25 protein-coding genes and 1 pseudogene are annotated in these 24616 nt (G+C 61.1%); 17 read left to right on the top strand and 9 right to left on the bottom strand.

What is annotated here, in order from left to right; all coding sequences use genetic code 11:
• The first annotated feature begins 242 nt into the window (after positions 1–242).
• Complete coding sequence (locus M5B96_RS13600; protein ID WP_002554837.1) at positions 243–452, top strand: cold-shock protein; 210 nt, start codon at positions 243–245, stop codon at positions 450–452.
• Between the two features lie 132 nt (positions 453–584).
• Here the strand turns inward: M5B96_RS13600 and apbC are convergent, their stop codons facing one another.
• The gene (gene apbC, locus M5B96_RS13595) at positions 585–1679 is read right to left on the bottom strand and encodes an iron-sulfur cluster carrier protein ApbC (protein ID WP_248797183.1); all 1095 of its coding nucleotides are present in this window, start codon (positions 1677–1679) and stop codon (positions 585–587) included.
• A gap of 338 nt (positions 1680–2017) precedes the next feature.
• Between apbC and metG the strand changes: the two genes are divergently transcribed.
• From metG to M5B96_RS13555, 8 genes and pseudogenes are all read left to right on the top strand, one after another.
• Positions 2018–4069: a methionine--tRNA ligase gene (gene metG / locus M5B96_RS13590; protein ID WP_248797182.1), complete on the top strand. Its 2052-nt coding sequence runs from the start codon at positions 2018–2020 to the stop codon at positions 4067–4069.
• A 163-nt stretch (positions 4070–4232) separates the two neighbouring features.
• Complete coding sequence (locus tag M5B96_RS13585; protein WP_248797325.1) at positions 4233–4817, top strand: Rnf-Nqr domain containing protein; 585 nt, start codon at positions 4233–4235, stop codon at positions 4815–4817.
• Positions 4814–5629 (top strand): annotated as a pseudogene (gene rsxB, locus M5B96_RS13580) (electron transport complex subunit RsxB); the annotation flags it as partial. The gene M5B96_RS13585 and the pseudogene rsxB, both read left to right, overlap by 4 nt.
• A 1-nt stretch (position 5630) precedes the next feature.
• Entirely contained in the window at positions 5631–6623 is a 993-nt protein-coding gene (locus M5B96_RS13575) for an RnfABCDGE type electron transport complex subunit D (protein WP_248797181.1), read from the top strand.
• Positions 6620–7219, top strand: a complete 600-nt coding sequence (locus M5B96_RS13570; protein ID WP_248797180.1) for an RnfABCDGE type electron transport complex subunit G — start codon at positions 6620–6622, stop codon at positions 7217–7219. The genes M5B96_RS13575 and M5B96_RS13570 overlap by 4 nt, the downstream gene beginning before the upstream one ends.
• Entirely contained in the window at positions 7212–7829 is a 618-nt protein-coding gene (locus tag M5B96_RS13565; RefSeq protein WP_248797179.1) for an Rnf-Nqr domain containing protein, read from the top strand. Before M5B96_RS13570 ends, M5B96_RS13565 begins: the two co-directional genes overlap by 8 nt.
• Before the next feature lie 120 nt (positions 7830–7949).
• Positions 7950–8588 (top strand): endonuclease III, encoded by a 639-nt coding sequence (gene nth / locus M5B96_RS13560; protein ID WP_248797178.1) that lies wholly within the window; start codon positions 7950–7952, stop codon positions 8586–8588.
• Between the two features lie 107 nt (positions 8589–8695).
• Positions 8696–8875: a PA3496 family putative envelope integrity protein gene (locus tag M5B96_RS13555; protein ID WP_040070339.1), complete on the top strand. Its 180-nt coding sequence runs from the start codon at positions 8696–8698 to the stop codon at positions 8873–8875.
• 191 nt (positions 8876–9066) lie between these two features.
• Here the strand turns inward: M5B96_RS13555 and M5B96_RS13550 are convergent, their stop codons facing one another.
• Positions 9067–9693 carry a response regulator transcription factor gene (locus tag M5B96_RS13550; RefSeq protein ID WP_040070340.1) on the bottom strand — a complete coding sequence of 209 codons (627 nt, stop codon included), beginning with the start codon at positions 9691–9693 and terminating at the stop codon, positions 9067–9069.
• 915 nt (positions 9694–10608) lie between these two features.
• Here M5B96_RS13550 and M5B96_RS13545 point away from each other — a divergent pair.
• On the top strand, positions 10609–11151 hold the full coding sequence (locus M5B96_RS13545; protein ID WP_248797177.1) for a hypothetical protein: 543 nt from the start codon (positions 10609–10611) through the stop codon (positions 11149–11151).
• 64 nt (positions 11152–11215) lie between these two features.
• Here the strand turns inward: M5B96_RS13545 and M5B96_RS13540 are convergent, their stop codons facing one another.
• Both M5B96_RS13540 and M5B96_RS13535 read right to left on the bottom strand, forming a co-directional pair.
• Complete coding sequence (locus tag M5B96_RS13540; RefSeq protein WP_123358038.1) at positions 11216–12433, bottom strand: argininosuccinate synthase; 1218 nt, start codon at positions 12431–12433, stop codon at positions 11216–11218.
• A 129-nt stretch (positions 12434–12562) separates the two neighbouring features.
• Positions 12563–13492: a flagellar protein MotY gene (locus tag M5B96_RS13535; protein ID WP_318654839.1), complete on the bottom strand. Its 930-nt coding sequence runs from the start codon at positions 13490–13492 to the stop codon at positions 12563–12565.
• Positions 13493–13650: 158 nt separating this feature from the next.
• On the opposite strand from M5B96_RS13535, the gene pyrC reads away from it, so the two are divergent.
• Complete coding sequence (gene pyrC, locus M5B96_RS13530) at positions 13651–14697, top strand: dihydroorotase (protein ID WP_248797176.1); 1047 nt, start codon at positions 13651–13653, stop codon at positions 14695–14697.
• Entirely contained in the window at positions 14694–15371 is a 678-nt protein-coding gene (rnt, locus tag M5B96_RS13525) for a ribonuclease T (RefSeq protein ID WP_248797175.1), read from the top strand. Before pyrC ends, rnt begins: the two co-directional genes overlap by 4 nt.
• A 76-nt stretch (positions 15372–15447) precedes the next feature.
• Here the strand turns inward: rnt and M5B96_RS13520 are convergent, their stop codons facing one another.
• Entirely contained in the window at positions 15448–16050 is a 603-nt protein-coding gene (locus tag M5B96_RS13520) for a peroxiredoxin (RefSeq protein ID WP_121134265.1), read from the bottom strand.
• Positions 16051–16337: 287 nt separating this feature from the next.
• Here M5B96_RS13520 and M5B96_RS13515 point away from each other — a divergent pair, with 287 nt between their 5' ends.
• Both M5B96_RS13515 and bfr read left to right on the top strand, forming a co-directional pair.
• A complete protein-coding gene (locus M5B96_RS13515; protein WP_248797174.1) occupies positions 16338–16556 on the top strand; it encodes a bacterioferritin-associated ferredoxin in 219 nt (72 codons plus the stop codon).
• Between the two features lie 200 nt (positions 16557–16756).
• Entirely contained in the window at positions 16757–17227 is a 471-nt protein-coding gene (gene bfr, locus M5B96_RS13510) for a bacterioferritin (protein WP_248797173.1), read from the top strand.
• Between the two features lie 192 nt (positions 17228–17419).
• Here bfr and grxD read toward each other — a convergent pair whose 3' ends face one another.
• From grxD to M5B96_RS13495, 3 genes are all read right to left on the bottom strand, one after another.
• A complete protein-coding gene (gene grxD / locus M5B96_RS13505) occupies positions 17420–17761 on the bottom strand; it encodes a Grx4 family monothiol glutaredoxin (protein ID WP_248797172.1) in 342 nt (113 codons plus the stop codon).
• Positions 17762–17995: 234 nt separating this feature from the next.
• A complete protein-coding gene (locus M5B96_RS13500) occupies positions 17996–20101 on the bottom strand; it encodes a molybdopterin oxidoreductase family protein (RefSeq protein ID WP_248797171.1) in 2106 nt (701 codons plus the stop codon).
• A gap of 134 nt (positions 20102–20235) precedes the next feature.
• The gene (locus M5B96_RS13495; RefSeq protein ID WP_248797170.1) at positions 20236–20526 is read right to left on the bottom strand and encodes a hypothetical protein; all 291 of its coding nucleotides are present in this window, start codon (positions 20524–20526) and stop codon (positions 20236–20238) included.
• Between the two features lie 416 nt (positions 20527–20942).
• On the opposite strand from M5B96_RS13495, the gene argF reads away from it, so the two are divergent.
• A complete protein-coding gene (gene argF / locus M5B96_RS13490; protein ID WP_152740904.1) occupies positions 20943–21863 on the top strand; it encodes an ornithine carbamoyltransferase in 921 nt (306 codons plus the stop codon).
• The gene (locus M5B96_RS13485) at positions 21860–22909 is read left to right on the top strand and encodes an ABC transporter ATP-binding protein (RefSeq protein WP_248797169.1); all 1050 of its coding nucleotides are present in this window, start codon (positions 21860–21862) and stop codon (positions 22907–22909) included. Before argF ends, M5B96_RS13485 begins: the two co-directional genes overlap by 4 nt.
• A 13-nt stretch (positions 22910–22922) precedes the next feature.
• Here M5B96_RS13485 and ybaK read toward each other — a convergent pair whose 3' ends face one another.
• Positions 22923–23393: a Cys-tRNA(Pro) deacylase gene (ybaK, locus tag M5B96_RS13480; RefSeq protein ID WP_248797168.1), complete on the bottom strand. Its 471-nt coding sequence runs from the start codon at positions 23391–23393 to the stop codon at positions 22923–22925.
• 371 nt (positions 23394–23764) lie between these two features.
• Here ybaK and M5B96_RS13475 point away from each other — a divergent pair, with 371 nt between their 5' ends.
• On the top strand, positions 23765–24616 hold the full coding sequence (locus M5B96_RS13475; RefSeq protein WP_248797167.1) for an MIP/aquaporin family protein: 852 nt from the start codon (positions 23765–23767) through the stop codon (positions 24614–24616).

The following is a 24616-nucleotide window of genomic DNA, read 5'->3' as shown; positions in this document are numbered from 1 at the left end:
CGGGGCGAACAGCCGGGCTGGCCGCCGTCAGTCACGAAATAGGCGAAACCTTGTTGAAGACCATTGGCACGTCTCGGAAAGTGGGGTATGGTGGCGCCACTGTGCTGCTTGTGTCACTGAGAATCTCTACACGATGTTGAATTTCGATCCAACCATCTCCAAGAATTTTTCCTGCTCTTTGCACTCAGTCTCGGCCAGGGCTTTTCCTGAGTCGCAGTTAACTTTGTCCAAGGAGACATCAAATGTCTAATCGCCAAACCGGTACCGTCAAGTGGTTCAACGATGAAAAAGGCTTCGGCTTCATCACTCCACAATCCGGTGACGACCTGTTCGTACACTTCAAAGCAATCCAATCCGACGGCTTCAAAAGCCTGAAAGAAGGCCAACAGGTTTCTTTCATCGCTACCCGCGGTCAGAAAGGCATGCAAGCTGAAGAAGTTCAAGTTATCTAACTTGTACTGATCCAGTAAAAAGCCCCGCCCTCAAAAGCGGGGCTTTTTTTGTGCCCGGTGTTTTTGCATTGAAGTCGAGCATACCTCTGTGGCGAGCGGGCCTGCCCGCTCGCCACATGGGCCTGCGCCCTATCAATCGTCGCTGATGGTGATATTCGGCATCGCCTGGCTGAGCGCTTCCTGCAACACGATCCGCGCGCCCACGTGCCGCGCCAGTTCCTGGTAGACCATGGCGATCTGACTGTCCGGCTCGGCGATCACCGTCGGCTTGCCACCATCGGCCTGCTCACGGATCAACATCGACAGCGGCAACGAAGCCAGCAGCTCGACACCATATTGGCTCGCCAGCTTCTCACCGCCGCCTTCACCGAACAGATGTTCGGCATGGCCGCAGTTCGAACAGATATGCACCGCCATGTTTTCCACGACGCCCAGCACCGGGATATTCACCTTGCGGAACATCTCCACGCCCTTGCGCGCATCCAGCAAGGCCAGGTCCTGCGGGGTGGTGACGATCACCGCACCGGCCACCGGGACCTTCTGCGCCAGGGTCAGCTGGATATCGCCGGTACCCGGCGGCATATCGATCACCAGGTAGTCCAGGTTGCCCCAGTCGGTCTGGGTCACCAGTTGCAACAAGGCCCCGGAAACCATCGGGCCACGCCAGACCATCGGCGTGTTGTCATCGGTGAGGAAGGCCATGGACATCACTTCCACGCCATGGGACTCGATGGGCACGAACCATTTCTGCTCCTTGATCTTCGGCCGCGTGCCTTCGGCGACGCCGAACATGATGCCCTGGCTCGGCCCGTAGATATCCGCGTCGAGAATACCGACCCGCGCCCCTTCACGAGCCAGCGCCAGCGCCAGGTTGGCCGCCGTGGTGGATTTGCCCACCCCGCCCTTGCCGGACGCCACCGCCACCACGTTCTTCACATTGGCCAGACCCGGAATCTGCGCCTGGGCCTTGTGCGCGGCGATCACGCAATCGATCTCGACCTTGGCCGCGGCGACGCCGTCGAGGCCTTCGACGGCCATCTGCAGCATCTGCGCCCAGCCGCTCTTGAACAGCCCGGCGGCATAGCCCAGCTCCAGCCGGACCGTCACGCGATCGCCCTGGATATCAATGGCCCGCACGCAGCCGGCGCTGACCGGGTCCTGGTTCAGATAAGGGTCGGTGTACTGGCGAAGGACGGCCTCCACCGCTGCGCGATTGACTGCGCTCATGGGCAACTCCCGAAAAAGACTGAGTAAAACAGACAGCTATCGTAACTGTTCTGGAGCGCAGAGACATGCCAGACAATCATTTGTGGCGAGCGGGCTTGCCCGCGTTGGGGTGCGAAGCGCCCCTGAAACCAGCATCCGCGGTGTCTCAGGCAGGCCGAGTGCACAGGTTTTACGACGGCTGCGCAGTCGAACGCGGGCAAGCCCGCTCGCCACAAAACCGCGCCAGGTTTCAAATCCCCCGGGCGGAACAATCTCCGGGCAAGGCTGCAAGGGGTGAATTATGTGCGCCGGGGCTTTATAGTGGCCGATCTCCGTTTCACTTCAAGTAGCCGAGCCCCATGTCCGAGCCACGCCAGATCCTCGTCACCAGCGCCCTGCCCTATGCCAATGGTTCCATTCACCTTGGCCACATGGTCGAGTATGTCCAGACGGACATGTGGGTGCGCTTCCAGAAGCACCGCGGCAACCAATGCATCTATGTCTGCGCTGACGACGCCCACGGCTCGGCCATCATGTTGCGCGCCGAGAAGGAAGGCATCACCCCGGAACAGCTGATCGCCAATGTCCAGCTCGAACACAGCGGCGACTTCGCCGACTTCCTGGTGGAGTTCGACAACTTCCATTCGACCCACGCCGAAGAAAACCGCGAGCTGTCGACGCAGATCTACTTGCGCCTGCGCGACGCCGGGCATATCGCCACGCGCTCGATCACCCAGTATTTCGACCCGGAAAAGCAGATGTTCCTGGCCGACCGCTTCATCAAGGGCACCTGCCCGAAATGCGGCACCGAAGACCAGTACGGCGACAACTGCGAGAAATGCGGCGCGACCTACGCCCCGACCGACCTGAAAAACCCGAAATCGGCGATTTCCGGGGCGACCCCGGTACTCAAGGACTCCCAGCACTTCTTCTTCAAGCTGCCGGACTTCCAGGCCATGCTGCAAACCTGGACCCGCAGCGGTACCCTGCAGGATGCCGTGGCGAACAAGATCGCCGAATGGCTGGATGCCGGCCTGCAGCAGTGGGACATCTCCCGCGATGCACCGTACTTCGGTTTCGAGATCCCGGATGAGCCGGGCAAGTACTTCTATGTCTGGCTGGACGCGCCGATCGGCTACATGGCCAGCTTCAAGAACCTCTGCGCGCGGCGTCCGGAACTGGACTTCGACGCGTTCTGGGGCAAGGACTCCACCGCCGAGCTGTACCACTTCATCGGCAAGGACATCGTCAACTTCCACGCCCTGTTCTGGCCGGCGATGCTCGAAGGCGCGGGCTACCGCAAGCCGACCGGGATCAACGTGCACGGCTACCTGACCGTCAACGGCCAGAAAATGTCCAAGTCGCGCGGCACCTTTATCAAGGCCCGCACCTACCTGGACCACCTGTCCCCGGAATACCTGCGCTACTACTACGCGGCCAAGCTGGGCAAGGGCGTTGATGACCTCGACCTGAACCTGGACGACTTCGTGCAGAAGGTCAATTCGGACCTGGTGGGCAAGGTGGTCAATATCGCCAGCCGTTGCGCCGGTTTTATCCACAAGGGCAATGCCGGCGTACTGGTAGCCGGCAACGCCGCGCCGGAACTGACCGAGGCCTTCCTGGCCGCCACCCCGGGTATCGCAGAAGCCTACGAGGCACGCGATTTCGCCCGGGCCATGCGCGAGATCATGGGCCTGGCCGACCGCGCCAACGCCTGGATCGCCGACAAGGCACCCTGGTCCCTGGCCAAGCAGGAAGGCAAGCAGGATGAAGTCCAGGCGGTCTGCGCCGTGGGTATCAACCTGTTCCGCCAGTTGATCATCTTCCTCAAGCCGGTGCTGCCGCTGTTGGCCGCCGATGCCGAGGCGTTCCTCAATGTCGCGCCGCTGACCTGGAACGATCACGCCAGCCTGCTCGCCAACCATCAGCTGAACGCGTTCCAGCCGTTGATGACCCGTATCGACCCGGTAAAAGTACAAGCCATGACCGACGCCTCGAAGGAAGACCTCACTGCCAGCCAGACCGACACCGGTAGCGCCGCCCCGCAAGGCAACGGCGAACTGGCCAAGGACCCGCTGTCGGCGGAGATCGACTTCGATGCCTTCGCCGCCGTTGACCTGCGCGTAGCGCTGATTCTCAAGGCCGAAGCCGTCGAGGGCGCGGACAAGCTGCTGCGCCTGACCCTGGATATCGGCGATGAGCAACGCAACGTGTTCTCCGGGATCAAGAGCGCCTACCCGAACCCGGCTGAGCTGGAAGGTCGCCTGACCATGATGATCGCCAACCTCAAGCCACGGAAAATGCGCTTCGGCATCTCCGAGGGCATGGTGATGGCGGCCGGCCCCGGCGGTGAGGAAATCTACCTGCTGAGCCCGGACACCGGCGCCAAACCCGGCCAGCGGATCAAGTAACCGCCCGCTGCGCCTGGTGGGCCATGGGCAATCATGGCCCACGATGTCGCAAAACTGGTGCGCCGTCCCTCCTTGCCGGATAATCAGCTCGTTCGCCAGGCTCATACGAAAACTCGCCGAGCGGCGCGCAGGCAGTTTTCGTAGAGCCTAACCCGGCATGACCATGATCGATTTTGTACTCCCCCTCGTCAGTGCAGCCCTGCTCAACAACTTCGTGTTGCACTGGCCGCTGGGTGTCGATCCGCTGCTGCAAGCCCGGCCGGCCGCCGGGAAACGCCTGACACTCCACGCGCAGGGCATTGCCACCAGCGCGCTGATGCTGGTCACCACGCTGATCAGCCACAGCCTCTACCACTACCTTCTGCTGCCGCTGGGCCTGGAGGCCTTCAAGCTGTTCGTCTTCCTGCCCACCAGCGTCTTGCTGATCGGCCCGCTCCTGAGCCTGCTTGCGCGCGGCCTGCCACGCCTGCCATTCGGCGGACTCACAACGCCGTTGCTGGGCAATGCCGGCATCCTTGGCCTGAGCCTGCTCAACGCGGCCGATGACAAGGGCTTGATCCAGGCGCTCCTTACCAGCCTGGGTGCCGGGCTGGGTTTCTGGCTGGTCCTGGGCCTGTTCAGCGATCTGCGCCAGCGTACTTTCCACGAAGAAGTGCCGCAGCCCTTTCGCGGGCTGCCGATCGACCTGATCGGCGCCGGTCTGATCGGCGTGGCTTTCCTCGGTTTCACTGCATTGGTCAAACCATGAGCCTGATTCAACGTATCGATGCCCTGCTGCCGCAGACCCAATGCGGCAAATGCGGGCACCCGGGTTGCAAGCCCTACGCCGAAGGCATCGCCCAGGGCGAAGCGATCAACAAGTGCCCGCCAGGCGGTGGCGAAACCATTGCCGCCCTGGCCGAACTGCTGCGGGTGCCGGTCCTGCCGCTGGACCCGGAACGCGGCAGCGCCCCGGCCCAGGTCGCCTTTATCCGCGAGGCCGAGTGCATCGGCTGCACCAAGTGCATCCAGGCCTGCCCGGTGGATGCCATCGTCGGTGCCGCCAAATGGATGCACACGGTGATCGTCGACGAGTGCACCGGCTGCGACCTGTGCGTCGCGCCCTGCCCGGTGGATTGCATCGAGATGCATCCGCTGCCCCGCGCCCAGGTCGTGGCGGTGGTCGGCGGCCTGGCCCATAGCGCCGAAGAACTCAGGGCCCGTACGGAAAAACGCAACCGGGCCCGGCGCCGCTTCGAAAGCCGTAACGCCCGGCTGCGCGCCGAAGAACAGCGCAAGCAGGCGGAACGCCTGGCCCGTACGCAACGCGCCGGGCAACCCGAGCCAGTCGCCAGCAACCCGCTGCAAGACGCCATTGCACGGGTCAAGGCGCAGAAAGCCGCGGCCGCCGACGCCACGCTGAAAAAAGCCAAGATCGATCTGGCCATGAGCCGCGCGCAACTGAACAAATCGCTGAAAGCCTTCGGCCACCCGCCAATCGCCGAACAGGCCGCGCAACTGGTGCTGCTGCAACAACAGTTCGAGGCGGCGGAACAGGCCCTGCGCCACGCCGAGGCAGCCCATGCGGCCCCTTGAAACGCCGGAACAGCGCACCCGCCAGGCGATGCAATGGGTGTTGCTCGCCACGCTGCCGGGGATCGCGGTACTGCTCTGGCTCAATGGCTGGGCCATCCTGATCAATCTGCTGCTGGCCGGCGCTAGCGCAGTCGCGGCCGAAGCGCTGGCCCTCGGTTTGCGCCGCCGTCCCCCGGGCCCCGCGTTGCTGGATGGCAGCGCCCTGGTCAGCGCCACCCTGCTGGCCATCGCCCTGCCGCCCTATTGCCCCTGGTGGCTGACCGTCGGTGCCGCGGCCAGCGCCTTGCTGCTGGGCAAGCACCTGTACGGCGGCCTGGGCAAGAACCCGTTCAATCCGGCGATGCTCGGTTATGCCCTGGTCCTGGTCAGCTTCCCCGGCGCCATGACCCATTGGTCGGTCAACCATGGCCTGGACCTGCCCGGTGCGCTGCAAGCCGTGTTCGGCCTGCACCTCGACGGGCAACCGGACGCCTGGGTCCAGGCCACCGCGCTGGACACCCTGCGCGTCAACAAAAGCCTGACCATCGACGAGCTCTTCGCCGGCAACCCCGCATTCGGCCATTTCGGCGGCAAGGGCAGCGAATGGATCAATCTGGCCTTTCTCGCCGGCGGCGCCTTTCTGCTCCGGCAAAAAGTCTTCAGTTGGCACGCGCCGGCGGGCATGCTCGGCAGCCTGTTTATCCTCAGCCTGTTGTTCTGGAATGGCTCCGGTTCGGACTCCCACGGCTCGCCGCTGTTTCACTTGCTGACTGGCGCGACAATGCTCGGTGCTTTTTTCATCGTCACCGAGCCGGTTTCCGGCGCCAGGAGCCCCAGGGCGCGCCTGCTGTTCGGCATCGGTGTCGGTGCGCTGACCTATGTGATCCGCACCTGGGGCAGCTACCCCGATGGCCTGGCCTTTGCCGTACTGCTGATGAACCTGGCGGTACCCTCGCTGGAACGCCTGGTCGCCGCCACGCAGGAGGAACCGCCAGTATGAACAGAACCGCCTCGGCACTTATCCTGCTGACCCTGGCCGGACTGGGGATCGGCCTGACCTGGCTGGCGCAGCAACAGGCGCGGCCGCTGATCCAGGAGCAACGCGAGGCGATCGAGAACCGCAAGCTGCTCGATGTCCTGCCGCCGGGGCAATACCAGAGCCGCCCGCTACGACTGGAGGCGGCGCAGCAAGCTCATAGCCTGCTGCTCAGCGGCACCTTGATGCTCAAGGACGGACAACCGACGGCAGTGGTCCTGCAAAGTCGGACCCAGGGCTACGGCGGCCCGCTGGAGCTGATGATCGGAATTGGCGCGAATGGCCGACTGCTCGGAGTCAAGACCCTGTCGCACGCGGAAACCCCCGGACTCGGTGGAAAAATCGCCGACCAGGGTAATCGCTGGCTGCAACACTGGCTGGGCAAGTCCCGCGCGGACACCCCCGATAGCGACTGGAGCCTGAAACAGGATGGTGGCCAATTCGACCAGATAGCCGGCGCGACGATCACTTCCCGCGCCGCCGTCAACGCCATTCATGATGCCCTGCGTTATTTCGATGAACACCAGGCACAACTCATGGGGAACGCCGCGCATGAATAGACCCGCGCTACTCCAGGGAACGCTGGTACTGACACCGCTGCTCGGTGCCAGCGACTCGCTGCTCAAGGCATTCTCGATAGGACTACTGAGCCTGATCGCGATCAGCGCCCATGGCCTGCTGAGTCGGCTCCTCAAGCTCCGGATTCATCCGCGACTGGCCGGGCTGAGCAGCATCCTGCTGGCCGCCAGCCTGGTCAGCTGCCTTTCGCTTGGTGTCCAGGCCTGGGCCTGGGAGCTGCACCAGGCCCTGGGCATCTACCCGGCCCTGATCGGCCTGCAATGCCTGCTATTGGAACGCCTTGGGGCATTCGAGCGCAGCCACCTGGGAGCCACTACCGCCCTGCTCGCCGGCCTCGTGGGTGGACTGCTGCTCATGGGGGCATTGCGAGAACTGCTGGGTAACGGCACATTGCTGGATCATCTGCGCTGGCTGGTACCGACCGCCAACGAACTGCCGCGCCTGTGGGCCGCCCAGGGCGGACTGCACCTGGCCAGCCTGACGCCAGGAGCCTTTATCCTCCTGGGCCTGCTGCTGGCCGCCAGGCAGGCCTGGAAGCAACACCGATCGAGCAAACCGAATTCACTCTTGAGCACACAAAGGGACCTGTAGCAGCATGGCTTGCCAGCGAAGCTTTTGGCGCTCTTGAGGCCCCCTTCGCGACAATGCGGCGCCCCGACAGGCCATGCCCCTACAGGTGCTGTGTACAACCTTAAAGGACTCCACCGCCCCATGAATGCCGCCAAACGCCTGGAGATCTTCCGCAAATTCCACGAAGACAATCCAGACCCCAAGACCGAACTGGCCTACTCGACGCCCTTCGAACTGTTGATCGCGGTGATTCTTTCCGCCCAGGCCACCGACGTCAGCGTGAACAAGGCGACGGCCAAGCTCTATGCCGTGGCCAATACCCCGCAAGCCATCCACGCCCTCGGGGTCGAAGGACTATCGGCCTATATCAAGACCATTGGCTTGTTCAACAGCAAGGCCAAGAACGTGATCGAGACCTGTCGCTTGCTGCTGGAAAACCACGGCGGCGAGGTACCGCAAACCCGCGAAGCCCTGGAAGCCCTGCCCGGCGTCGGCCGCAAGACCGCCAACGTCGTGCTCAACACCGCATTCCGACAACTGGCCATGGCCGTCGACACGCATATTTTCCGCGTCAGCAACCGCACCGGCCTGGCGCCGGGCAAGGACGTGGTCGCAGTCGAGAAGCAGTTGATGAAGTTCGTGCCCAAGCCCTATCTACTCGATGCCCACCATTGGTTGATCCTGCACGGGCGTTACGTCTGCCAGGCGCGCAAACCACGTTGTGGCAGTTGCCGGATCGAAGACCTGTGCGATTACAAGGACAAGACCTCGGACGATTGAGCCGCTATTGGTTTTATCGATCAGGCGATTGAAAAAATCTTTTTTACCGGGCCGGAAATTATCGATATAAGGGGCGCCAACGGCAGTCTTAGCCCGGAGTTATGTTTATGAGCACCGACAAAGAGCAATTGGACGTAGAGGACGACTTCATCGCTGCCGAAACAGAGGACAGCGAGCCCGTGGTGGAAGTCGCAAAAACCAACCTCAGCAAGCGCCGCACCATTGATAACCTGCTGGAAGAGCGTCGCCTGCAAAAGCAATTGGCGGACTATGATTTTGATTTGTAATTAACACGCGCCCACTCAAAAGCCTCCTTTGCGGAGGCTTTTCGGTTTGTAGAGGTGTGGTTGTTACACAAAGCATCATCGATGCCACGCCGCAGGCCCTCTCCTGCCGGCTGAATACCAGGGGTTTCTCGTCGTCCCTGCTGCCTTCCCCCTTTCGTCCGTTGCCAGATGCCTGTCGCCAAAGGCGCTGATCAGACCAGGCCGTTGCGCTGCGCCAACTCGATCAGGTCAACCAGCGAGCGGGCATTGAGCTTGAGTAATAAACGCGTCTTGTAGGTACTGACGGTCTTGTTGCTCAAGAACATGCCATCGGCAATTTCCTTGTTGCTCTTGCCTCTCGCCAATTGCTGCAACACCATCATTTCACGGCCCGAGAGCCGATTGACCATGTCCGCCTCGCTGGCATTCCCCAGGCTGGAGCGCACCGTGTGCAGCGCCTGGTTGGGGAAATAGCTATAGCCGGACAGCACCGCCTTGATGGCACTGAGCATTTCAGTCAGGTCCTGCTGCTTGCACACGTAACCGGCGGCGCCGGCCTGCATGCAACGCATGGAAAAATGCCCGGGGGCCTGCGAGGTCAGCACCAGAACTTTGAAAGAAAGCCCCATAGACGTTAAACGGGCAATGACTTCCAGCCCGTCCAGCTTGGGAATCCCGATATCGAGTATAACAATGTCCGGCGCATGTTCCCGCGCCAACTGTAAAGCATCTACACCGTTATCCGTCTCCGCAATGACTTCGTAGCCATGACGTTCCATCAGCATACGTACAGCAAGACGAATGACGGGATGATCATCCACGATCAGCACTTTATTCATGGGCAAGTCCAATTTTCGCTGTTCGAATTTTCAGAGTCAGCACAATAGCCTAGTCATACCCTCCTGGGCATAGCGCCTCCACCGGGCAGTACCAGCCAAAGACATTCCCTACAAACAACAGAGATTTGCCCTACAAAAAAAGCACCATCATAAAAAGTACAACTCCCTGGAGGATCAGCAGCCGCCCGGGAGCCACACTGTCCATGATAAACATCCCACTTCCAGTGGTATTTCATCCTGGCGTCCAGCAGAACGACATCACCTTGCCGCGCGTTGCCAGATTCAAACATTAGAACGCCAGGTAATGGCCTGTCTAATGGATTTCTGCAACAAGAAATAATGGCCCCGCCGCCCCCGAAAACCCGCCCGGGCAGTACCTGCGCGCAAACGCCGTGACGCAGGGCGTGACCACGTCGCGGAAAAGCGCCACAAGTGCCCACTGGCCGCCACGCAAAACCCAGGAGAAATTTTCCATGAACCGCCGGCATACACATAAGTAAGGACGGCATTATGAAAAAGCCGTTTACTCTAATGCCGGGCCAGCGGAAACGTTTGACAACTTGTACCCAGCCTCCGCTCGTGAATACACGGACTGCGCTGGGGCGAGGCATATCAACAAACCCTGAACGTCAATATTATCAGGCGCAGCCCGACACACTTTGAAAATGCCAATCCAGCACCGATAAAAAGAACAGGAAACGGACTACGCCCCGCCAAGAACGCTTACCTTCAATTCTACAATCACAGCGCGAAAGTTAAACCCTCTGACTTGATCCTTTCTTTCCAGGCTGCAAACTCGATACTTGCTGACTCACTTCAAGACCTTCGAGCACCACCAATCGTTTATTCAACTCTCAACACCGAATGACATTAGCAAAGGTCTATCCTACGACTCGGACGAGCAGGCCATATATAATGAACGACCACACTTTCAAAAAGCATTCCACTGCGCACAAAACCCTGGATCTTGATCTCGATCTGGCCATTGATGACTTCCTCAAACGCGGTGGCACCATTGCTCGCGTGCAAGCCAGCGCCAGCAACCAGGCCCCGCCGGAAACCGGCGAGCCAGCCATCGCGGTGGAAGACGAGGAGCAGGAAAGAACACGCAAAACCGAACTGCTGCGCGAGTTGATTACCAAGGGCGCGGGGATCTCGGCGCTGCAGTACTCGCTCAAGATGAACAAGAACGAGATAAAACGCATGGCGCGGGAAAACGGCCTGAAGATCAGCCAAAGCCGCTCGCTGCACCTCACTCGAAAATACCGGGCGGCGCACTCGGCCAGTGCGGAGTTCGCCCAAGATGCCATTGCCGGACATGCCATGCACTATTGCGCGCTCGGCTACACCGCCATCGAGATTGCGCAAAAACTCGACCTGACCGTGCGTCAGGTCTGCGAGCTGGGGAAAAACTACCGCTTCGAACTCAACCACCGTACCGACCATCGGGATGAATAATGTCATCCCGACGGTAAAAAAAAGCCCCGGCCAAGCGGCCGGGGCTTTTCAGGGCAACAACCGATCAGAACAACTTGCGACCCTTGTTCGCCGCAATGCGCATGCGCAACGCATTGAGCTTGATGAAGCCGGCCGCGTCGGCCTGGTTGTAGGCACCGCCATCTTCTTCGAAGGTGGCGATATTGGCATCGAACAGCGACTCGTCGGACTTGCGCCCGGTGACGATCACGTTGCCCTTGTACAGCTTCAGGCGAACCACACCATTCACGTGGGCCTGGGACGCATCGATCATTTGCTGCAGCATCAGACGCTCAGGGCTCCACCAGTAGCCGGTGTAGATCAGGCTGGCGTACTTGGGCATCAGCTCGTCTTTCAGGTGAGCGACTTCGCGGTCCAGGGTGATCGACTCGATGGCCCGGTGCGCGCGCAGCATGATGGTGCCGCCCGGGGTTTCGTAGCAGCCGCGGGACTTCATGCCCACATAGCGGTTCTCGACGATATCCAGACGACCGATACCGTGTTCGCCACCGATGCGGTTCAGGGTCGCCAGCACGGTGGCCGGGGTCATTTCGACGCCGTCCAGCGCGACGATATCGCCGTTGCGGTAGGTCAGTTCCAGGTACTGCGGCTTGTCAGGCGCGTTCTCCGGGGAGACGGTCCAACGCCACATGTCTTCTTCGTGCTCGGTCCAGGTGTCTTCCAGCACGCCGCCTTCATAGGAGATGTGCAGCAGGTTGGCGTCCATCGAGTACGGGGATTTTTTCTTGCCGTGACGCTCGATCGGGATGTTGTGCTTTTCAGCGTAATCCATCAGCTTTTCACGGGACAGCAGGTCCCATTCACGCCACGGCGCGATCACTTTCACGCCAGGCTTGAGGGCATAGGCGCCCAGCTCGAAACGCACCTGGTCGTTACCCTTGCCGGTAGCGCCGTGGGAAATCGCGTCGGCACCGGTTTCGTTGGCGATTTCGATCAGGCGCTTGGCGATCAGCGGACGGGCGATGGAGGTACCCAGCAGGTACTCGCCTTCGTAGACGGTATTGGCACGAAACATCGGGAACACGAAATCGCGCACGAACTCTTCGCGCAGGTCATCGATATAGATCTCTTTCACGCCCATGGCTTGCGCCTTGGCACGTGCAGGTTCGACCTCTTCGCCCTGACCCAGGTCAGCGGTGAAGGTCACCACTTCACAGTTATAAGTATCCTGCAGCCACTTGAGGATCACCGAAGTGTCCAGGCCGCCGGAATACGCCAGAACGACCTTGTTTACGTCGGCCATGCCATCACTCCACGGGGTTGTACGGAAAGGCGTCGATTCTACCGCTCAAACCGGTGGATTTACAGAGGCGCGACAGCTTAGGACGGCAAAGCGACAGATAATGTCGACGCGGCGACGAAAACAGCCGCTTCAGGAGGTCTTCGCGGCACTCCCGGCGCCAGCCGTGGGCGCGGGAGCGGGAACAGCAGCGGGCGCGGACTTCTCGGCGACCGGGACACGCTCCAGATGGATATTGACCCGACGATTCTTCGCCCGGTTGGCCGCACTGTTGTTCGGCACCAGCGGATAACGTTCACCGTGGAAACGCATGACGATCTCCGATTCGGGGATGCCATTGGCCTTGAAAAAGTCCATCACCGCCAGCGCCCGGCGGCGCGACAGGTCACGGTTGGCCAGGCGATTGCCGGCATTGTCGGAATGCCCGTCGAGTTCGATATGGTTGACGCTCGGATCGGCCTTGATGAAGTCGAGCATCACCTGCAACTCGGCCTTGGCCTGGGCATCGAGGTCGACACCGGTGCCGGGAAAGCCGATCTGCGCCTGTTTCACTTGCTCGAAATTCTTCGGCAGCAGTTTCGCGGTGCATTCCTGATAGTCACTGTAGGCCTTGCTGAACTTCACCGGCAGCAGGCGGACTTCCGAGACGCCGCCGTCGCGCGAATAGTGACGCAGCAGCGGGCTGCGACCCTCCAGCAAACCACTGACCAGCCGTCCGGCCTGGCCCTGGGAACTGTTGAAAAGCACATCGCCACTACCGATCTGCACCGAGCCCAGGTTGATGTCGCCACGCCCCGGCTGCCACGGCGCCGCGGCGGCGAGCAGGGTCGCCGAACCGCCACCGAGCACATGGTTGTAGGCCTTCAGGCGAAAAGTCACCTGCTCGCCGGCCCGGCGCACGAACTCACCGGCACCGAAGTCGGTGATCGGCTGGCTCAGCCGGCACTCGAACTTGTCCCCTTCCACCTTCCACTCGATGCTCTCCAGACGGGTCTGGAAAGTCATGGCCATGGCGGGCAGGCCGGCGAACATACTGAGCAAGGCTAAATAACGCTGGCGCACGGGAGGCTCCACTGAATGTCTACATCGTCAAGACAGGCATGCCGATTCCACGCCCTACCTCTGTGGTATCGGTTGACCGTGGCAAAACTTGATAGCGAGTGCCTGAGGCCGTCTTTTCCGGTAGCATTCCCTTCAGTTCGACCCGCCTGGAATCCCCAATGTCCGACCGCCTGACCCTGCTGCGTCCCGACGACTGGCATATTCATCTTCGCGATGGTGCTGCGTTACCCCACACTGTCGCGGATGTTGCGCGCACCTTCGGCCGCGCCATCATCATGCCCAACCTGGTGCCACCGGTACGCAACGCCGAGGAAGCCGACGCCTATCGCCAGCGCATCCTCGCCGCGCGTCCGGCCGGCAGCCGCTTCGAACCGTTGATGGTGCTCTACCTCACCGACCGGACCCAGCCCGAGGAAATCCGCGCCGCCAAGGCCAGCGGTTTCGTCCACGCCGCCAAGCTCTACCCGGCCGGCGCGACCACCAACTCGGACTCCGGCGTCACCAGCATCGACAAGATTTTCCCGACCCTGGAAGCCATGGCCGAAGTCGGCATGCCGCTGTTGATCCACGGTGAAGTCACCCGTGGCGAGGTCGACGTGTTCGACCGCGAGAAACTCTTCATCGACGAGCATATGCGCCGCGTCGTCGAACGTTTCCCGAGCCTGAAGGTGGTGTTCGAACACATCACCACGGCCGATGCGGTGCAGTTCGTCAGCGAGGCCCCGGCCAACGTCGGCGCGACCATCACCGCCCATCACCTGCTGTACAACCGCAACCATATGCTGGTGGGCGGTATCCGTCCGCACTTCTACTGCCTGCCGATCCTCAAGCGCGGCACGCACCAGGAAGCCCTTCTGACGGCGGCGACCAGCGGCAATCCGAAGTTTTTCCTCGGCACCGACTCGGCGCCTCACGCCCAGCACGCCAAGGAAGCCGCCTGCGGTTGCGCCGGCTGCTACACCGCCTATGCGGCGATCGAGTTGTATGCCGAAGCCTTCGAACAGCGCAACGCGCTGGACAACCTCGAAGGTTTCGCCAGCCTGCATGGCCCGCGGTTCTACGGCCTGCCGGCGAACACCGAACAGATCACCCTGGTCCGTGAAGAATGGACCGCCCCGACCAGCCTGCCATTCGGCGAGCTGTCAGTCATCCCGCTGCGCGCCGGTGAAAAACTGCGCTGGCGCCTGCTGGAGAAAACGCTGTGAGTGAAGAGCATTTCGACGACGAACAAGAAGGCAATGGCGGCGGTACCGGTTCCCGGCACCCGATGGCCGCACGCTTTCGTGGCTACCTGCCGGTTGTCGTCGATGTCGAGACCGGAGGTTTCAACGCCGCCACCGACGCCCTGCTGGAAATCGCCGCGACCACCATCGGCATGGACGAAAAAGGCTTTGTGTTCCCGGAGCACACCTACTTCTTCCGCGTCGAGCCCTTCGAAGGCGCGAATATCGAAGCGGCAGCCTTGGAGTTCACCGGGATCAAGCTCGATCACCCGCTGCGCATGGCCGTCAGCGAAGAAACCGCGCTGACCGACATTTTCCGTGGTGTGCGCAAAGCCCTGAAGGCCAACGGTTGCAAACGCGCGATCCTGGTCGGCCACAACAGCAGCTTCGATCTGGGCTTCCTCAACGCCGCGGTGACGCGCCTGGACATGAAGCGCAACCCGTTCCACCCGTTCTCCAGCTTCGACACCGCCACCCTCGCCGGCCTCGCCTACGGCCAGACCGTGCTGGCCAAGGCCTGCCAGGCGGCCGATATCGACTTTGACGGACGCGAAGCCCACTCGGCCCGCTACGACACCGAGAAGACCGCCGAGCTGTTCTGCGGCATCGTCAACCGCTGGAAGGAAATGGGCGGCTGGGAAGACTACAACGACTGATCCGGTCGGCGAAGCAAACCCAGGCATAAAAAAACCGGTCATGAAGACCGGTTTTTTTATGCCTGAAGCCTGGCGCTTACAGCTTGCCGGCGTTCTCGGTCAGGTACTTGGCAACGCCTTCTGGCGAAGCGTCCATGCCCTTGTCGCCTTTTTTCCAGTTGGCCGGGCAGACTTCGCCGTGCTCTTCGTGGAATTGCAGGGCGTCGACCAGACGGATCAGTTCTTCCATGTTACGGCCCAGCGGCAGGTCGTTGATGATCTGCGAGCGGACCACGCCCTTGTCGTCGATCAGGAACGCGCCACGGAAGGCCACGCCGCCTTCGGACTCAACGTCGTAGGCCTTGGCGATTTCGTGCTTCATGTCGGCAGCCATGGTGTATTTGACTTTGCCGATGCCGCCGTCGTTGATGGCGGTGTTGCGCCAGGCGTTGTGGGTGAAGTGCGAGTCGATGGAGACGGCCACGACTTCAACGTTGCGCGCCTTGAAATCGTCCATGCGGTGGTCCAGGGCGATCAGCTCGGACGGGCAGACGAAGGTGAAGTCCAGTGGGTAGAAGAACACCAGGCCGTATTTGCCTTTGATGGCCGAGGACAGGGTGAAACTGTCAACGATTTCGCCATTGCCCAGTACGGCAGGGACGGTGAAGTCGGGGGCTTGTTTGCCTACGAGTACGCTCATTGAATATCTCCTGGTGTGATGCGGTGAAGAACTTAAGGCCCAGCCCAGCCTGCCATAAGCAGACGACAGGACTGTGACGTGACCTACCTTCCTAAGGACCGACCATCATACACCGCGTTTTTCGACTGCCCCCAGCGCTTTTTACAAACTCGCCTGCCGCGGGATGACACCACTCGTCAGGTAAGCAGCCCGCTGACAGAAGCTTTACCGAAAGCACTTTGACAATCATTCTCGTTAACATTAAGATCCAGCGCAATCGAGCCTTAATCAGCGATGGTTCTCACCTTATGTATGTCTGCCTCTGCACTGGCGTCACCGATGGGCAAATCCGCGAAGCGATCTATGAGGGTTGCTGCAGCTATCGCGACGTGCGGCAAGCCACCGGCGTGGCCAGCCAATGTGGCAAATGTGCCTGCCTGGCCAAGCAGGTGGTGCGCGAGACCCTGACCGAACTGCAAAGCCAGCAGGCGGCGCTCCCTTACCCGGTAGAATTTTCTGCAGCGTAAAGCACGAGTTCTCAAAGAACCGGACCTTGCGTCCGGTTTTTTTATGCCTGTAATTCAATTGCTTAGCGCTAAGACGCGGAACATAAACATTCTTATTCCGATTAATTTTTATATATGATTCAATAACTTAGGTTTGACACCCGAAGTTGCGCGGCTCAAACTCCGTCGAATAGTCAGTTATTAAAGGACAGGGCCCCACCATGAAAGGCGATATCACGGTCATCCAGCATCTCAACAAGATCCTTGCCAATGAGCTGGTCGCGATCAACCAATACTTCCTGCATGCGCGCATGTATGAAGACTGGGGCCTGAACAAGTTGGGCAAGCACGAGTACCACGAGTCCATCGACGAGATGAAGCACGCGGACAAGCTGATCAAGCGCATCCTGTTCCTTGAGGGCCTGCCCAACGTGCAGGACCTGGGCAAGCTGCACATCGGCGAACACACCAAGGAAATGCTCGAGTGTGACCTGCGCATCGAACGCAGCGGCCATGCCGACCTGAAGGTGGCCATTGCCCACTGTGAAGCCAGCGGCGACTTCGGCAGCCGGGAACTGCTGGAAGAGATCCTTGAGTCCGAGGAAGAACATATCGACTGGCTGGAAACCCAACTCGGCCTGATCGACAAAGTGGGGCTCGAGAATTACCTGCAGTCGCAAATGGGCGAATAAACAGCGCCGATTAAAAAGCCCCGCGCTCTTGTTCAGAGGCGGGGCTTTTTTATAGGTGCCGGAGAAACAGACACCTATTCCTGCTGGAGCCGACTTGCCGGCGATGATATCCGCAAGATCGATACAAGGCTTACGGGCCTCATCGCCAGCAAGCTGGCTCCTACAGGATTGCGTTCAATCAAGCACCAGTGATCAGGCTTCGGTCTTGGCCGCTGCCGCTTTGCTCGCAGCATCCTTGACCAGGGTCTGCAACTCACCGTTGGCGAACATTTCCGCCATGATGTCGCTGCCGCCGACCAGTTCGCCACCGACCCACAGTTGTGGGAACGTCGGCCAGTTGGCGTACTTCGGCAGGTTGGCGCGGATCTCCGGGTTCTGCAGGATGTCCACGTAAGCGAACTTCTCGCCACAGCCCATCACGGCCTGCGCGGCCTTGGCGGAAAAGCCGCACTGTGGAGCATTCGGCGAGCCTTTCATGTAAAGCAGAATGGTGTTGTTGGCAATCTGCTCTTTAATCGTTTCGATGATATCCACAAGGCACCTCTTCTGAACTTTCCGACGCTGTTGTCGGCACGGTGAGGCATTGTAACGGAAAGCCAAGCGTGGTGCTCGGTCTCCCCGATTCATGGCGACTACAATATTTTGTCTCGAACCGAGAGCTCGCATGCGACTGAAGACCCAATGTGGGAGCGGTGCCTGCCCGCGAAGCTCCTGGCGATCCAGCGGACACCATCGCCGGCAAGCCGGCTCCCACATTGATCGGCGTTCTCAGGCCGCCGCCACGGTGACCGGCACACCATTCAACGCCGCATTGCCCGACAACACGTCCAATTGGCGCTCATCGGTCAGGTCATTGGCGCTGGAGCCCGGCTGGCCGCTGGCAATGGCCGTCTTCACTCCGGGCCGCGCATGCCCCCAACCATGGGGCAGGCTCACCACGCCGGGCATCATCTCCAGGCTGGCGAGCACCTCCACCTCGATCATGCCGACCCGCGAACTGACCTGTACCCGCTGCCCATCCTCGAGGCTGCGGCTGGCCAGGTCAGCGGGATGCATCAGCAGTTGATGACGCGGCTTACCCTTCACCAGGCGGTGATAGTTGTGCATCCAAGAGTTATTGCTGCGCACATGCCGGCGGCCGATCATCAGCAACTCCCCGGCTGCCGGCGCCTGTTGCGCGGCGAACCGCGCAAGGTCGGCCAGAATCACCGCCGGCGCCGCCTGGACCCGTTGCCCGGGTGTCTTGAGACGCGCTGCCAGGTTGGGCTTGAGCGCGCCGAGATCGACGCCATGGGGAAAGTCCTCCAGGGTCTTGAGCGACAGCTGCTGAGGCGAGGCATCGCCATACGAGCCCATCCGCAGGCCCATGTCGATCATCTGCGCCGGAGCCATGGTCGGCTTGAGCACCTGGCCGGTCAGGCTGGAAAATGCCTTGGCCAGGCCGACAAAGATCTCCCAGTCGTGCAAGGCGCCGACGGGCTTGGCCAGGATCGCCTTGTTGAAACGGCTGACATTGCGCACCGCGAACATATTGAACGTGGTGTCGTAATGATCGTTTTCCAGGGCCGAAGTCGACGGCAGGATCAGGTCGGCATAACGGGTGGTTTCGTTGATGTACAGGTCGATACTGACCATGAACTCCAGGCCGTCCAGCGCCTGCTCCAGTTGTCGGCCATTGGGCGTGGACAGCACCGGGTTGCCGGCGATCGTCACCAGGGCTCGCACCTGCCCTTCCCCTTCGCTGAGCATTTCCTCGGCCAGGGCCGACACCGGCAGTTCGCCGCTGTACTCCGGCAGCCCGGACACCCGGCTCTGCCAGCGATTGAAATGACCGCCGGAGGTCGAGGCCACCAGGTCCACCGCCGGCTCCGTGCACAAGGCCCCGCCGACCCGATCGAGATTGCCGGTCACCAGGTTGATCAACTGCACCAGCCAGTGACACAAGGTACCGAACGACTGGGTCGAGACGCCCATCCGCCCATAGCAGACCGCCTTGTCCGCCGCGGCGAAGTCCCGCGCCAGCTGACGGATCTGCGCTGCCGGTACCGCGCACAACGGACTCATGGATTCGGCGCTGAAACCAGCAACTGCCTGGCGCACTTCATCGAGACCGTCGACCGGCAAATGGCTGGCGCGCGTCAACCCTTCGGCGAACAAGGTGTTGAGCAGGCCGAATAGCAAGGCCGCATCACCGCCCGGGCGCACGAACAGGTGCTGGTCGGCGATGGCCGCCGTCTCGCTGCGCCGCGGATCGACCACCACCACCTTGCCGCCACGGGCCTGGATCGCCTTCAGGCGCTTCTCGACATCCGGCACGGTCATGATGCTGCCATTGGAGGCCAACGGATTGCCCCCCAGGATCAGCATGAAGTCGGTGTGATCGATGTCCGGAATCGGCAGCAACAGGCCGTGGCCGTACATCAGGTGGCTGCTCAGGTGATGGGGCAATTGATCGACGGAGGTCGCGGAAAAACGATTGCGGGTTTTCAACAGGCCGAGAAAGTAGTTGCTGTGGGTCATCAACCCATAGTTGTGCACGCTGGGGTTGCCCTGGTAGATCGCCACGGCATTCTGGCCATGTCGGGACTGGATCGCCGCCAGGCGTTCAGCCACCAGGGCAAAGGCCTCGTCCCACTCGATCGGCAACCATTCGCTGCCGACCCGCCGCATCGGCTGGCGCAGGCGATCCGGGTCATTCTGGATATCCTGCAGCGCCACCGCCTTCGGACAGATATGCCCACGACTGAAGCTATCCAGTGGATCGCCCTTGATCGAGGTGATCCGCACCGCATCTTCGCTGGTGGTGGTTTCAATGGTCAGGCCGCAGATGGCCTCGCACAGATGGCAGGCACGGTGATGAAGAGTCTTGGTCATGGCCAGTCTCTGTTTTGTTCGAGGCAACCCGAATCGGTTGCGAGAACAAAACTATGGCCCCACGCCGGGCCGCACGCCAGCGACGTTCATCTTGTGAATCGAGGGGCATCAGGCCCACCGATGACGGCCCGGGATCAGGCCGAGGGCAGCATCGGAGCAGGTTGCAACTGGATCTCCTGAATGGTCTCAAGCTGCTCCTGGCCCATATGGACCCCGGTCAGCTCGCCGATCAGGCGCCAATGTTCGTCGAGACCGGAACTGATGGTCGCCATGCGATCGATCATGCGGCGACCGGCCGCCCGGGTCACTTCATCTTCGCTACGCAACAGCTCGAATGACATCGAGGTCACCGAGGCGGTCATATGAGTCAACGCCTGGGCCGTCAGCTTCAGCAGCTCCATTAACTGTTGCTCTTTCGATTCCATTCCAAAGCCCCTTGTGTCCGCGGTGACACATTTTACAACCGAGTAGATTAGTTTAGGAAATGTTTCCACCCATCCCATCTTGCCTGCCATTGTGCGGCCTGGACAGTCAGAAAGCGACCAGGCCCCGCCTGCGCCCGCCACCTTCGATTGCCAAGACTTTGGGCCGCAGTGTACAAAGGCCTGCTGTCGCCAGGAGACAGGCGTGTATCGGGTTGAAAAAATCAGCGCCATCGACATGGTCGGGGGCCCAACCGCCCGGAATCTAAGCCTCCTATTGGTAACACGCGACATTTTCTTATACGATCGCGTCTTCCCCTATTTCGTCGCCCCGTGCGGCTTACGCCGCAGGTCTCGCCCGTTTTTCCGTAAAACCCGGCTTTGAGTATCTGCGGTCTGTTGCAAAAAGGTAGTTAATGATGAGCGCAAGGCACTTTCTCTCCCTGATGGATTGCACGCCCGAAGAGCTGGTCAGCGTGATTCGTCGAGGCATCGAGCTGAAGGACCTGCGTGACCGCGGCGTACTCTTCGAGCCGCTCAAGGGTCGGATTCTCGGGATGATTTTCGAGAAGTCCTCGACGCGCACCCGGGTCTCCTTCGAAGCCGGCATGATCCAGCTGGGCGGCCAGGCGATTTTCCTCTCGCCGCGCGACACCCAACTGGGCCGTGGCGAGCCTATCGGTGACAGCGCCATCGTGCTGTCGCGCATGCTTGACGTGGTCATGCTCCGTACGTTCAAGCACAGCACCCTGACCGAGTTCGCCGCCAACTCCCGCGTCCCGGTGATCAATGGCCTGTCCGATGACCTGCATCCCTGCCAGTTGCTCGCGGACATGCAGACGTTCCTCGAACATCGCGGCTCGATCCAGGGCAAGACCGTGACCTGGATCGGCGACGGCAACAACATGTGCAACAGCTATATCGAAGCGGCCATCCAGTTCGACTTCCAGTTGCGCGTCAGTTGCCCCGAAGGCTACGACCCCAGCCCGGCGCTGTTGGCCCAGGCCGGCGAGCGGGTCCGGCTGGTCCGCGATCCGCGTGAAGCGGTACGCGGCGCGCACCTGGTGAGCACCGATGTCTGGACCTCCATGGGCCAGGAAGAGGAAACCGCCAAGCGCCTGGCCCTGTTCGCCCCGCTGCAAGTCACCCGCGAACTGCTCGACTTGGCCGCGCCCGACGTGCTGTTCCTGCACTGCCTGCCGGCCCACCGTGGCGAGGAAATCAGCCTCGACCTGCTCGACGACCCGCGTTCGGTCGCCTGGGACCAGGCCGAAAACCGCCTGCATGCACAAAAAGCCCTGCTCGAATTCCTGGTTGCTCCGGCGTATCGCCCTGCATGAGTCATTCGCGGCTGTTGAACCTGCATGACCTGGCTTGCGGCTACCAGGCGCAACGGGTCGTGCAGAACCTCAACCTGCACCTCAACGCCGGCGACATCGGTTGCCTGCTCGGCGCCTCCGGGTGCGGCAAGACCACCACCCTGCGAGCGATTGCCGGTTTCGAGCCGGTGCACGAGGGCGAGATCCAGCTGGCCGGCGAAGTCATCTCCCGCGCCGGGTTTACCCTGGCGCCGGAGAAGCGCCGGATTGGCATGGTGTTCCAGGACTACGCGCTGTTTCCGCACCTGAACGTCGCCGACAACATCGCCTTCGGCATTCGCCTGCACCCGCGCAAGGCGCGGATCAGCGAAGAAATGCTCGAGCTGGTCAACCTCAGGGGGCTGGGCAAGCGTTATCCCCACGAACTCTCCGGCGGCCAGCAGCAACGGGTGGCACTGGCCCGCGCCCTGGCCCCGGAGCCGCAGCTGCTGTTGCTCGACGAACCGTTTTCCAACCTCGATGTCGAGCTGCGCCGCAAGCTCAGCCAGGAAGTCCGGGAGATCCTCAAGCTGCGCGGCACCAGCGCAATCCTGGTGACCCATGACCAGGAGGAAGCCTTCGCCGTCAGCGACCAGGTCGGCGTGTTCAAGGAAGGTCGCCTGGAGCAATGGGATACGCCCTACAACCTCTATCACGAACCGCAGACGCCCTTCGTCGCGAGCTTTGTCGGCCAGGGCTACTTCATTCGCGGACAACTGAGCAGCCCCGAGTCGGTACAGACCGAACTGGGTGTGCTACGCGGCAATCGGGCCTATCCCTGGCCGCTGGGCGGCGCGGTGGATGTACTGCTGCGTCCGGATGACATCGTCCATGCCCCGGACAGCGCCCTGAAGGCGACCGTCGTCGGCAAGACCTTCCTCGGCGCCTCGACCCTGTATCGCCTGCAACTGCCCACGGGCAGCCAGTTGGAGTCGATTTTCCCCAGTCACGCCGATCACCTGCCGGGGACCCAGGTCGGTATTCGCGTGGCGGCCGAACACCTGGTGCTGTTCCAGCCAGCCGCGTAGTTCCTGGACAGGATCAGGCGCGGCCGATATCAGCAAACTTTGCCTGGGTATGCTCGGCCAGCACCGCCGGCGCCAACTCCACTTCCAGGCCGCGACGACCGGCACTGACGAAAATACTCGCGAAGGGCTGCGCACTCTGATCGATAAAGGTCCGCAGGCGCTTCTTCTGCCCGAGCGGACTGATGCCGCCGAGCAGATAACCGGTAGCCCGCTGGGCCGCCGCCGGATCCGCCATCTCGACCTTCTTGACCCCCGCCGCGTGGGCCAGCGCCTTCAGATCCAGACTTCCGACGACCGGCACCACCGCCACCAGCAATTCGGCCTTCTCCGTACTCGCGAGCAGCGTCTTGAACACCTGCTCCGGGGCCAATCCCAGTTTCTCCGCGGCCTCCAGACCATAAGACGCAGCTTTCGGATCGTGTTCATAACTGTGCACGCGATGTTCGGCACGAACTTTTTTCAGCAGGTCCAATGCGGGGGTCATAGCTGGTCCAGGCGGCTCGAAAGACAAGCGTGGATTTTAGGCTATTCACGACGAAAAGGCTCTATGACAGGCTAAGCCTCAAGCTTTTCCTGGTTCCAGCAAAGCCAATAAACGCGTAAAAAACACCTCATTCCTACATACAAATCATCCTCATTCACGCAGTCGATGCTCAAAAAGTGGACTATCGTTCATTTTCGACCTTTGACATCAGCGTTTCTTGTCTATATTTTTTCGAAACTGAAGATTACAGTCCTACACCAGCAACAACGAGCGGCAAGCCGAAATCAGAGACGGGGTTTCCTGAGCATCGGTGAAAGTCCACGTCCATCATCCGGGTGGGCGTCTAACAACAACAAAAATCGAGGTGTCCAATGAGTACCGCTTTGAAACAACCGTCGCTCTCGGGCCAATGCATCGCCGAATTCCTCGGCACCGCGCTGTTGATCTTCTTCGGCACCGGCTGTGTTGCCGCGCTCAAGGTCGCGGGCGCCAGCTTTGGCCTGTGGGAAATCAGCATCATCTGGGGCATGGGCGTGAGCATGGCGATCTACCTGACCGCCGGCGTTTCCGGCGCTCACCTGAACCCCGCCGTCAGCATTGCCCTGTGCCTGTTCGCCGATTTCGAAAAACGCAAACTGCCGTTCTACATCCTCGCCCAGGTCGCCGGCGCCTTCTGTGCCGCCGCGTTGGTTTACACGCTTTACAGCAACCTGTTCTTCGATTTCGAACAAACCCACCATATGATCCGCGGCTCCCAGGCCAGCCTGGAACTGGCGTCGGTGTTTTCCACCTACCCCAACCCGGCCCTGAGCACTGCCCAGGCGTTCCTGGTGGAAGTGGTGATCACCGCGATCCTGATGGGCGTGATCATGTCCCTGACCGACGACAACAACGGCCTGCCCAACGGCCCGTTGGCGCCCCTGCTGATCGGCCTGCTGATCGCCGTGATCGGCAGCGCGATGGGTCCACTGACCGGTTTTGCGATGAACCCCGCGCGGGATTTCGGCCCCAAGCTGATGACCTTCCTCTTCGGCTGGGGTGATATCGCCTTCACCGGCGGGCGCGACATTCCGTATTTCCTGATTCCGATTTTTGCACCGATTGTCGGTGCCTGCCTCGGCGCCGTGCTGTACCGCGGGATGATTGCCCGTCACCTGCCCAGCGCCGAACCCGCGACAGAGGAAGAACCCGCGACCGCTGCCAAAAAGGTCCAGGCTTCCTGA

Source organism: Pseudomonas sp. MWU13-2105, assembly GCF_023242315.1.
Classification (GTDB): domain Bacteria; phylum Pseudomonadota; class Gammaproteobacteria; order Pseudomonadales; family Pseudomonadaceae; genus Aquipseudomonas.
This window is presented reverse-complemented; position numbering and strand designations above follow the sequence as displayed.

Excerpts from the sequence above, each read along its gene's own strand:
- M5B96_RS13515 (WP_248797174.1), top strand. The coding sequence starts at position 16,338 with ATGTATGTCTGCCTCTGCACTGGCGTCACCGATGGGCAAATCCGCGAA.
- M5B96_RS13500 (WP_248797171.1), bottom strand. The coding sequence starts at position 20,101 with ATGACCAAGACTCTTCATCACCGTGCCTGCCATCTGTGCGAGGCCATC.
- apbC (WP_248797183.1), bottom strand. The coding sequence starts at position 1,679 with ATGAGCGCAGTCAATCGCGCAGCGGTGGAGGCCGTCCTTCGCCAGTAC.
- M5B96_RS13575 (WP_248797181.1), top strand. The coding sequence starts at position 5,631 with ATGCGGCCCCTTGAAACGCCGGAACAGCGCACCCGCCAGGCGATGCAA.
- M5B96_RS13520 (WP_121134265.1), bottom strand. The coding sequence starts at position 16,050 with ATGAGCGTACTCGTAGGCAAACAAGCCCCCGACTTCACCGTCCCTGCC.
- pyrC (WP_248797176.1), top strand. The coding sequence starts at position 13,651 with ATGTCCGACCGCCTGACCCTGCTGCGTCCCGACGACTGGCATATTCAT.
- M5B96_RS13600 (WP_002554837.1), top strand. The coding sequence starts at position 243 with ATGTCTAATCGCCAAACCGGTACCGTCAAGTGGTTCAACGATGAAAAA.
- metG (WP_248797182.1), top strand. The coding sequence starts at position 2,018 with ATGTCCGAGCCACGCCAGATCCTCGTCACCAGCGCCCTGCCCTATGCC.
- M5B96_RS13495 (WP_248797170.1), bottom strand. The coding sequence starts at position 20,526 with ATGGAATCGAAAGAGCAACAGTTAATGGAGCTGCTGAAGCTGACGGCC.
- M5B96_RS13475 (WP_248797167.1), top strand. The coding sequence starts at position 23,765 with ATGAGTACCGCTTTGAAACAACCGTCGCTCTCGGGCCAATGCATCGCC.
- M5B96_RS13485 (WP_248797169.1), top strand. The coding sequence starts at position 21,860 with ATGAGTCATTCGCGGCTGTTGAACCTGCATGACCTGGCTTGCGGCTAC.
- M5B96_RS13570 (WP_248797180.1), top strand. The coding sequence starts at position 6,620 with ATGAACAGAACCGCCTCGGCACTTATCCTGCTGACCCTGGCCGGACTG.
- ybaK (WP_248797168.1), bottom strand. The coding sequence starts at position 23,393 with ATGACCCCCGCATTGGACCTGCTGAAAAAAGTTCGTGCCGAACATCGC.
- M5B96_RS13585 (WP_248797325.1), top strand. The coding sequence starts at position 4,233 with ATGATCGATTTTGTACTCCCCCTCGTCAGTGCAGCCCTGCTCAACAAC.
- M5B96_RS13545 (WP_248797177.1), top strand. The coding sequence starts at position 10,609 with ATGAACGACCACACTTTCAAAAAGCATTCCACTGCGCACAAAACCCTG.
- bfr (WP_248797173.1), top strand. The coding sequence starts at position 16,757 with ATGAAAGGCGATATCACGGTCATCCAGCATCTCAACAAGATCCTTGCC.
- M5B96_RS13550 (WP_040070340.1), bottom strand. The coding sequence starts at position 9,693 with ATGAATAAAGTGCTGATCGTGGATGATCATCCCGTCATTCGTCTTGCT.
- M5B96_RS13565 (WP_248797179.1), top strand. The coding sequence starts at position 7,212 with ATGAATAGACCCGCGCTACTCCAGGGAACGCTGGTACTGACACCGCTG.
- nth (WP_248797178.1), top strand. The coding sequence starts at position 7,950 with ATGAATGCCGCCAAACGCCTGGAGATCTTCCGCAAATTCCACGAAGAC.
- M5B96_RS13555 (WP_040070339.1), top strand. The coding sequence starts at position 8,696 with ATGAGCACCGACAAAGAGCAATTGGACGTAGAGGACGACTTCATCGCT.
- M5B96_RS13540 (WP_123358038.1), bottom strand. The coding sequence starts at position 12,433 with ATGGCCGACGTAAACAAGGTCGTTCTGGCGTATTCCGGCGGCCTGGAC.
- argF (WP_152740904.1), top strand. The coding sequence starts at position 20,943 with ATGAGCGCAAGGCACTTTCTCTCCCTGATGGATTGCACGCCCGAAGAG.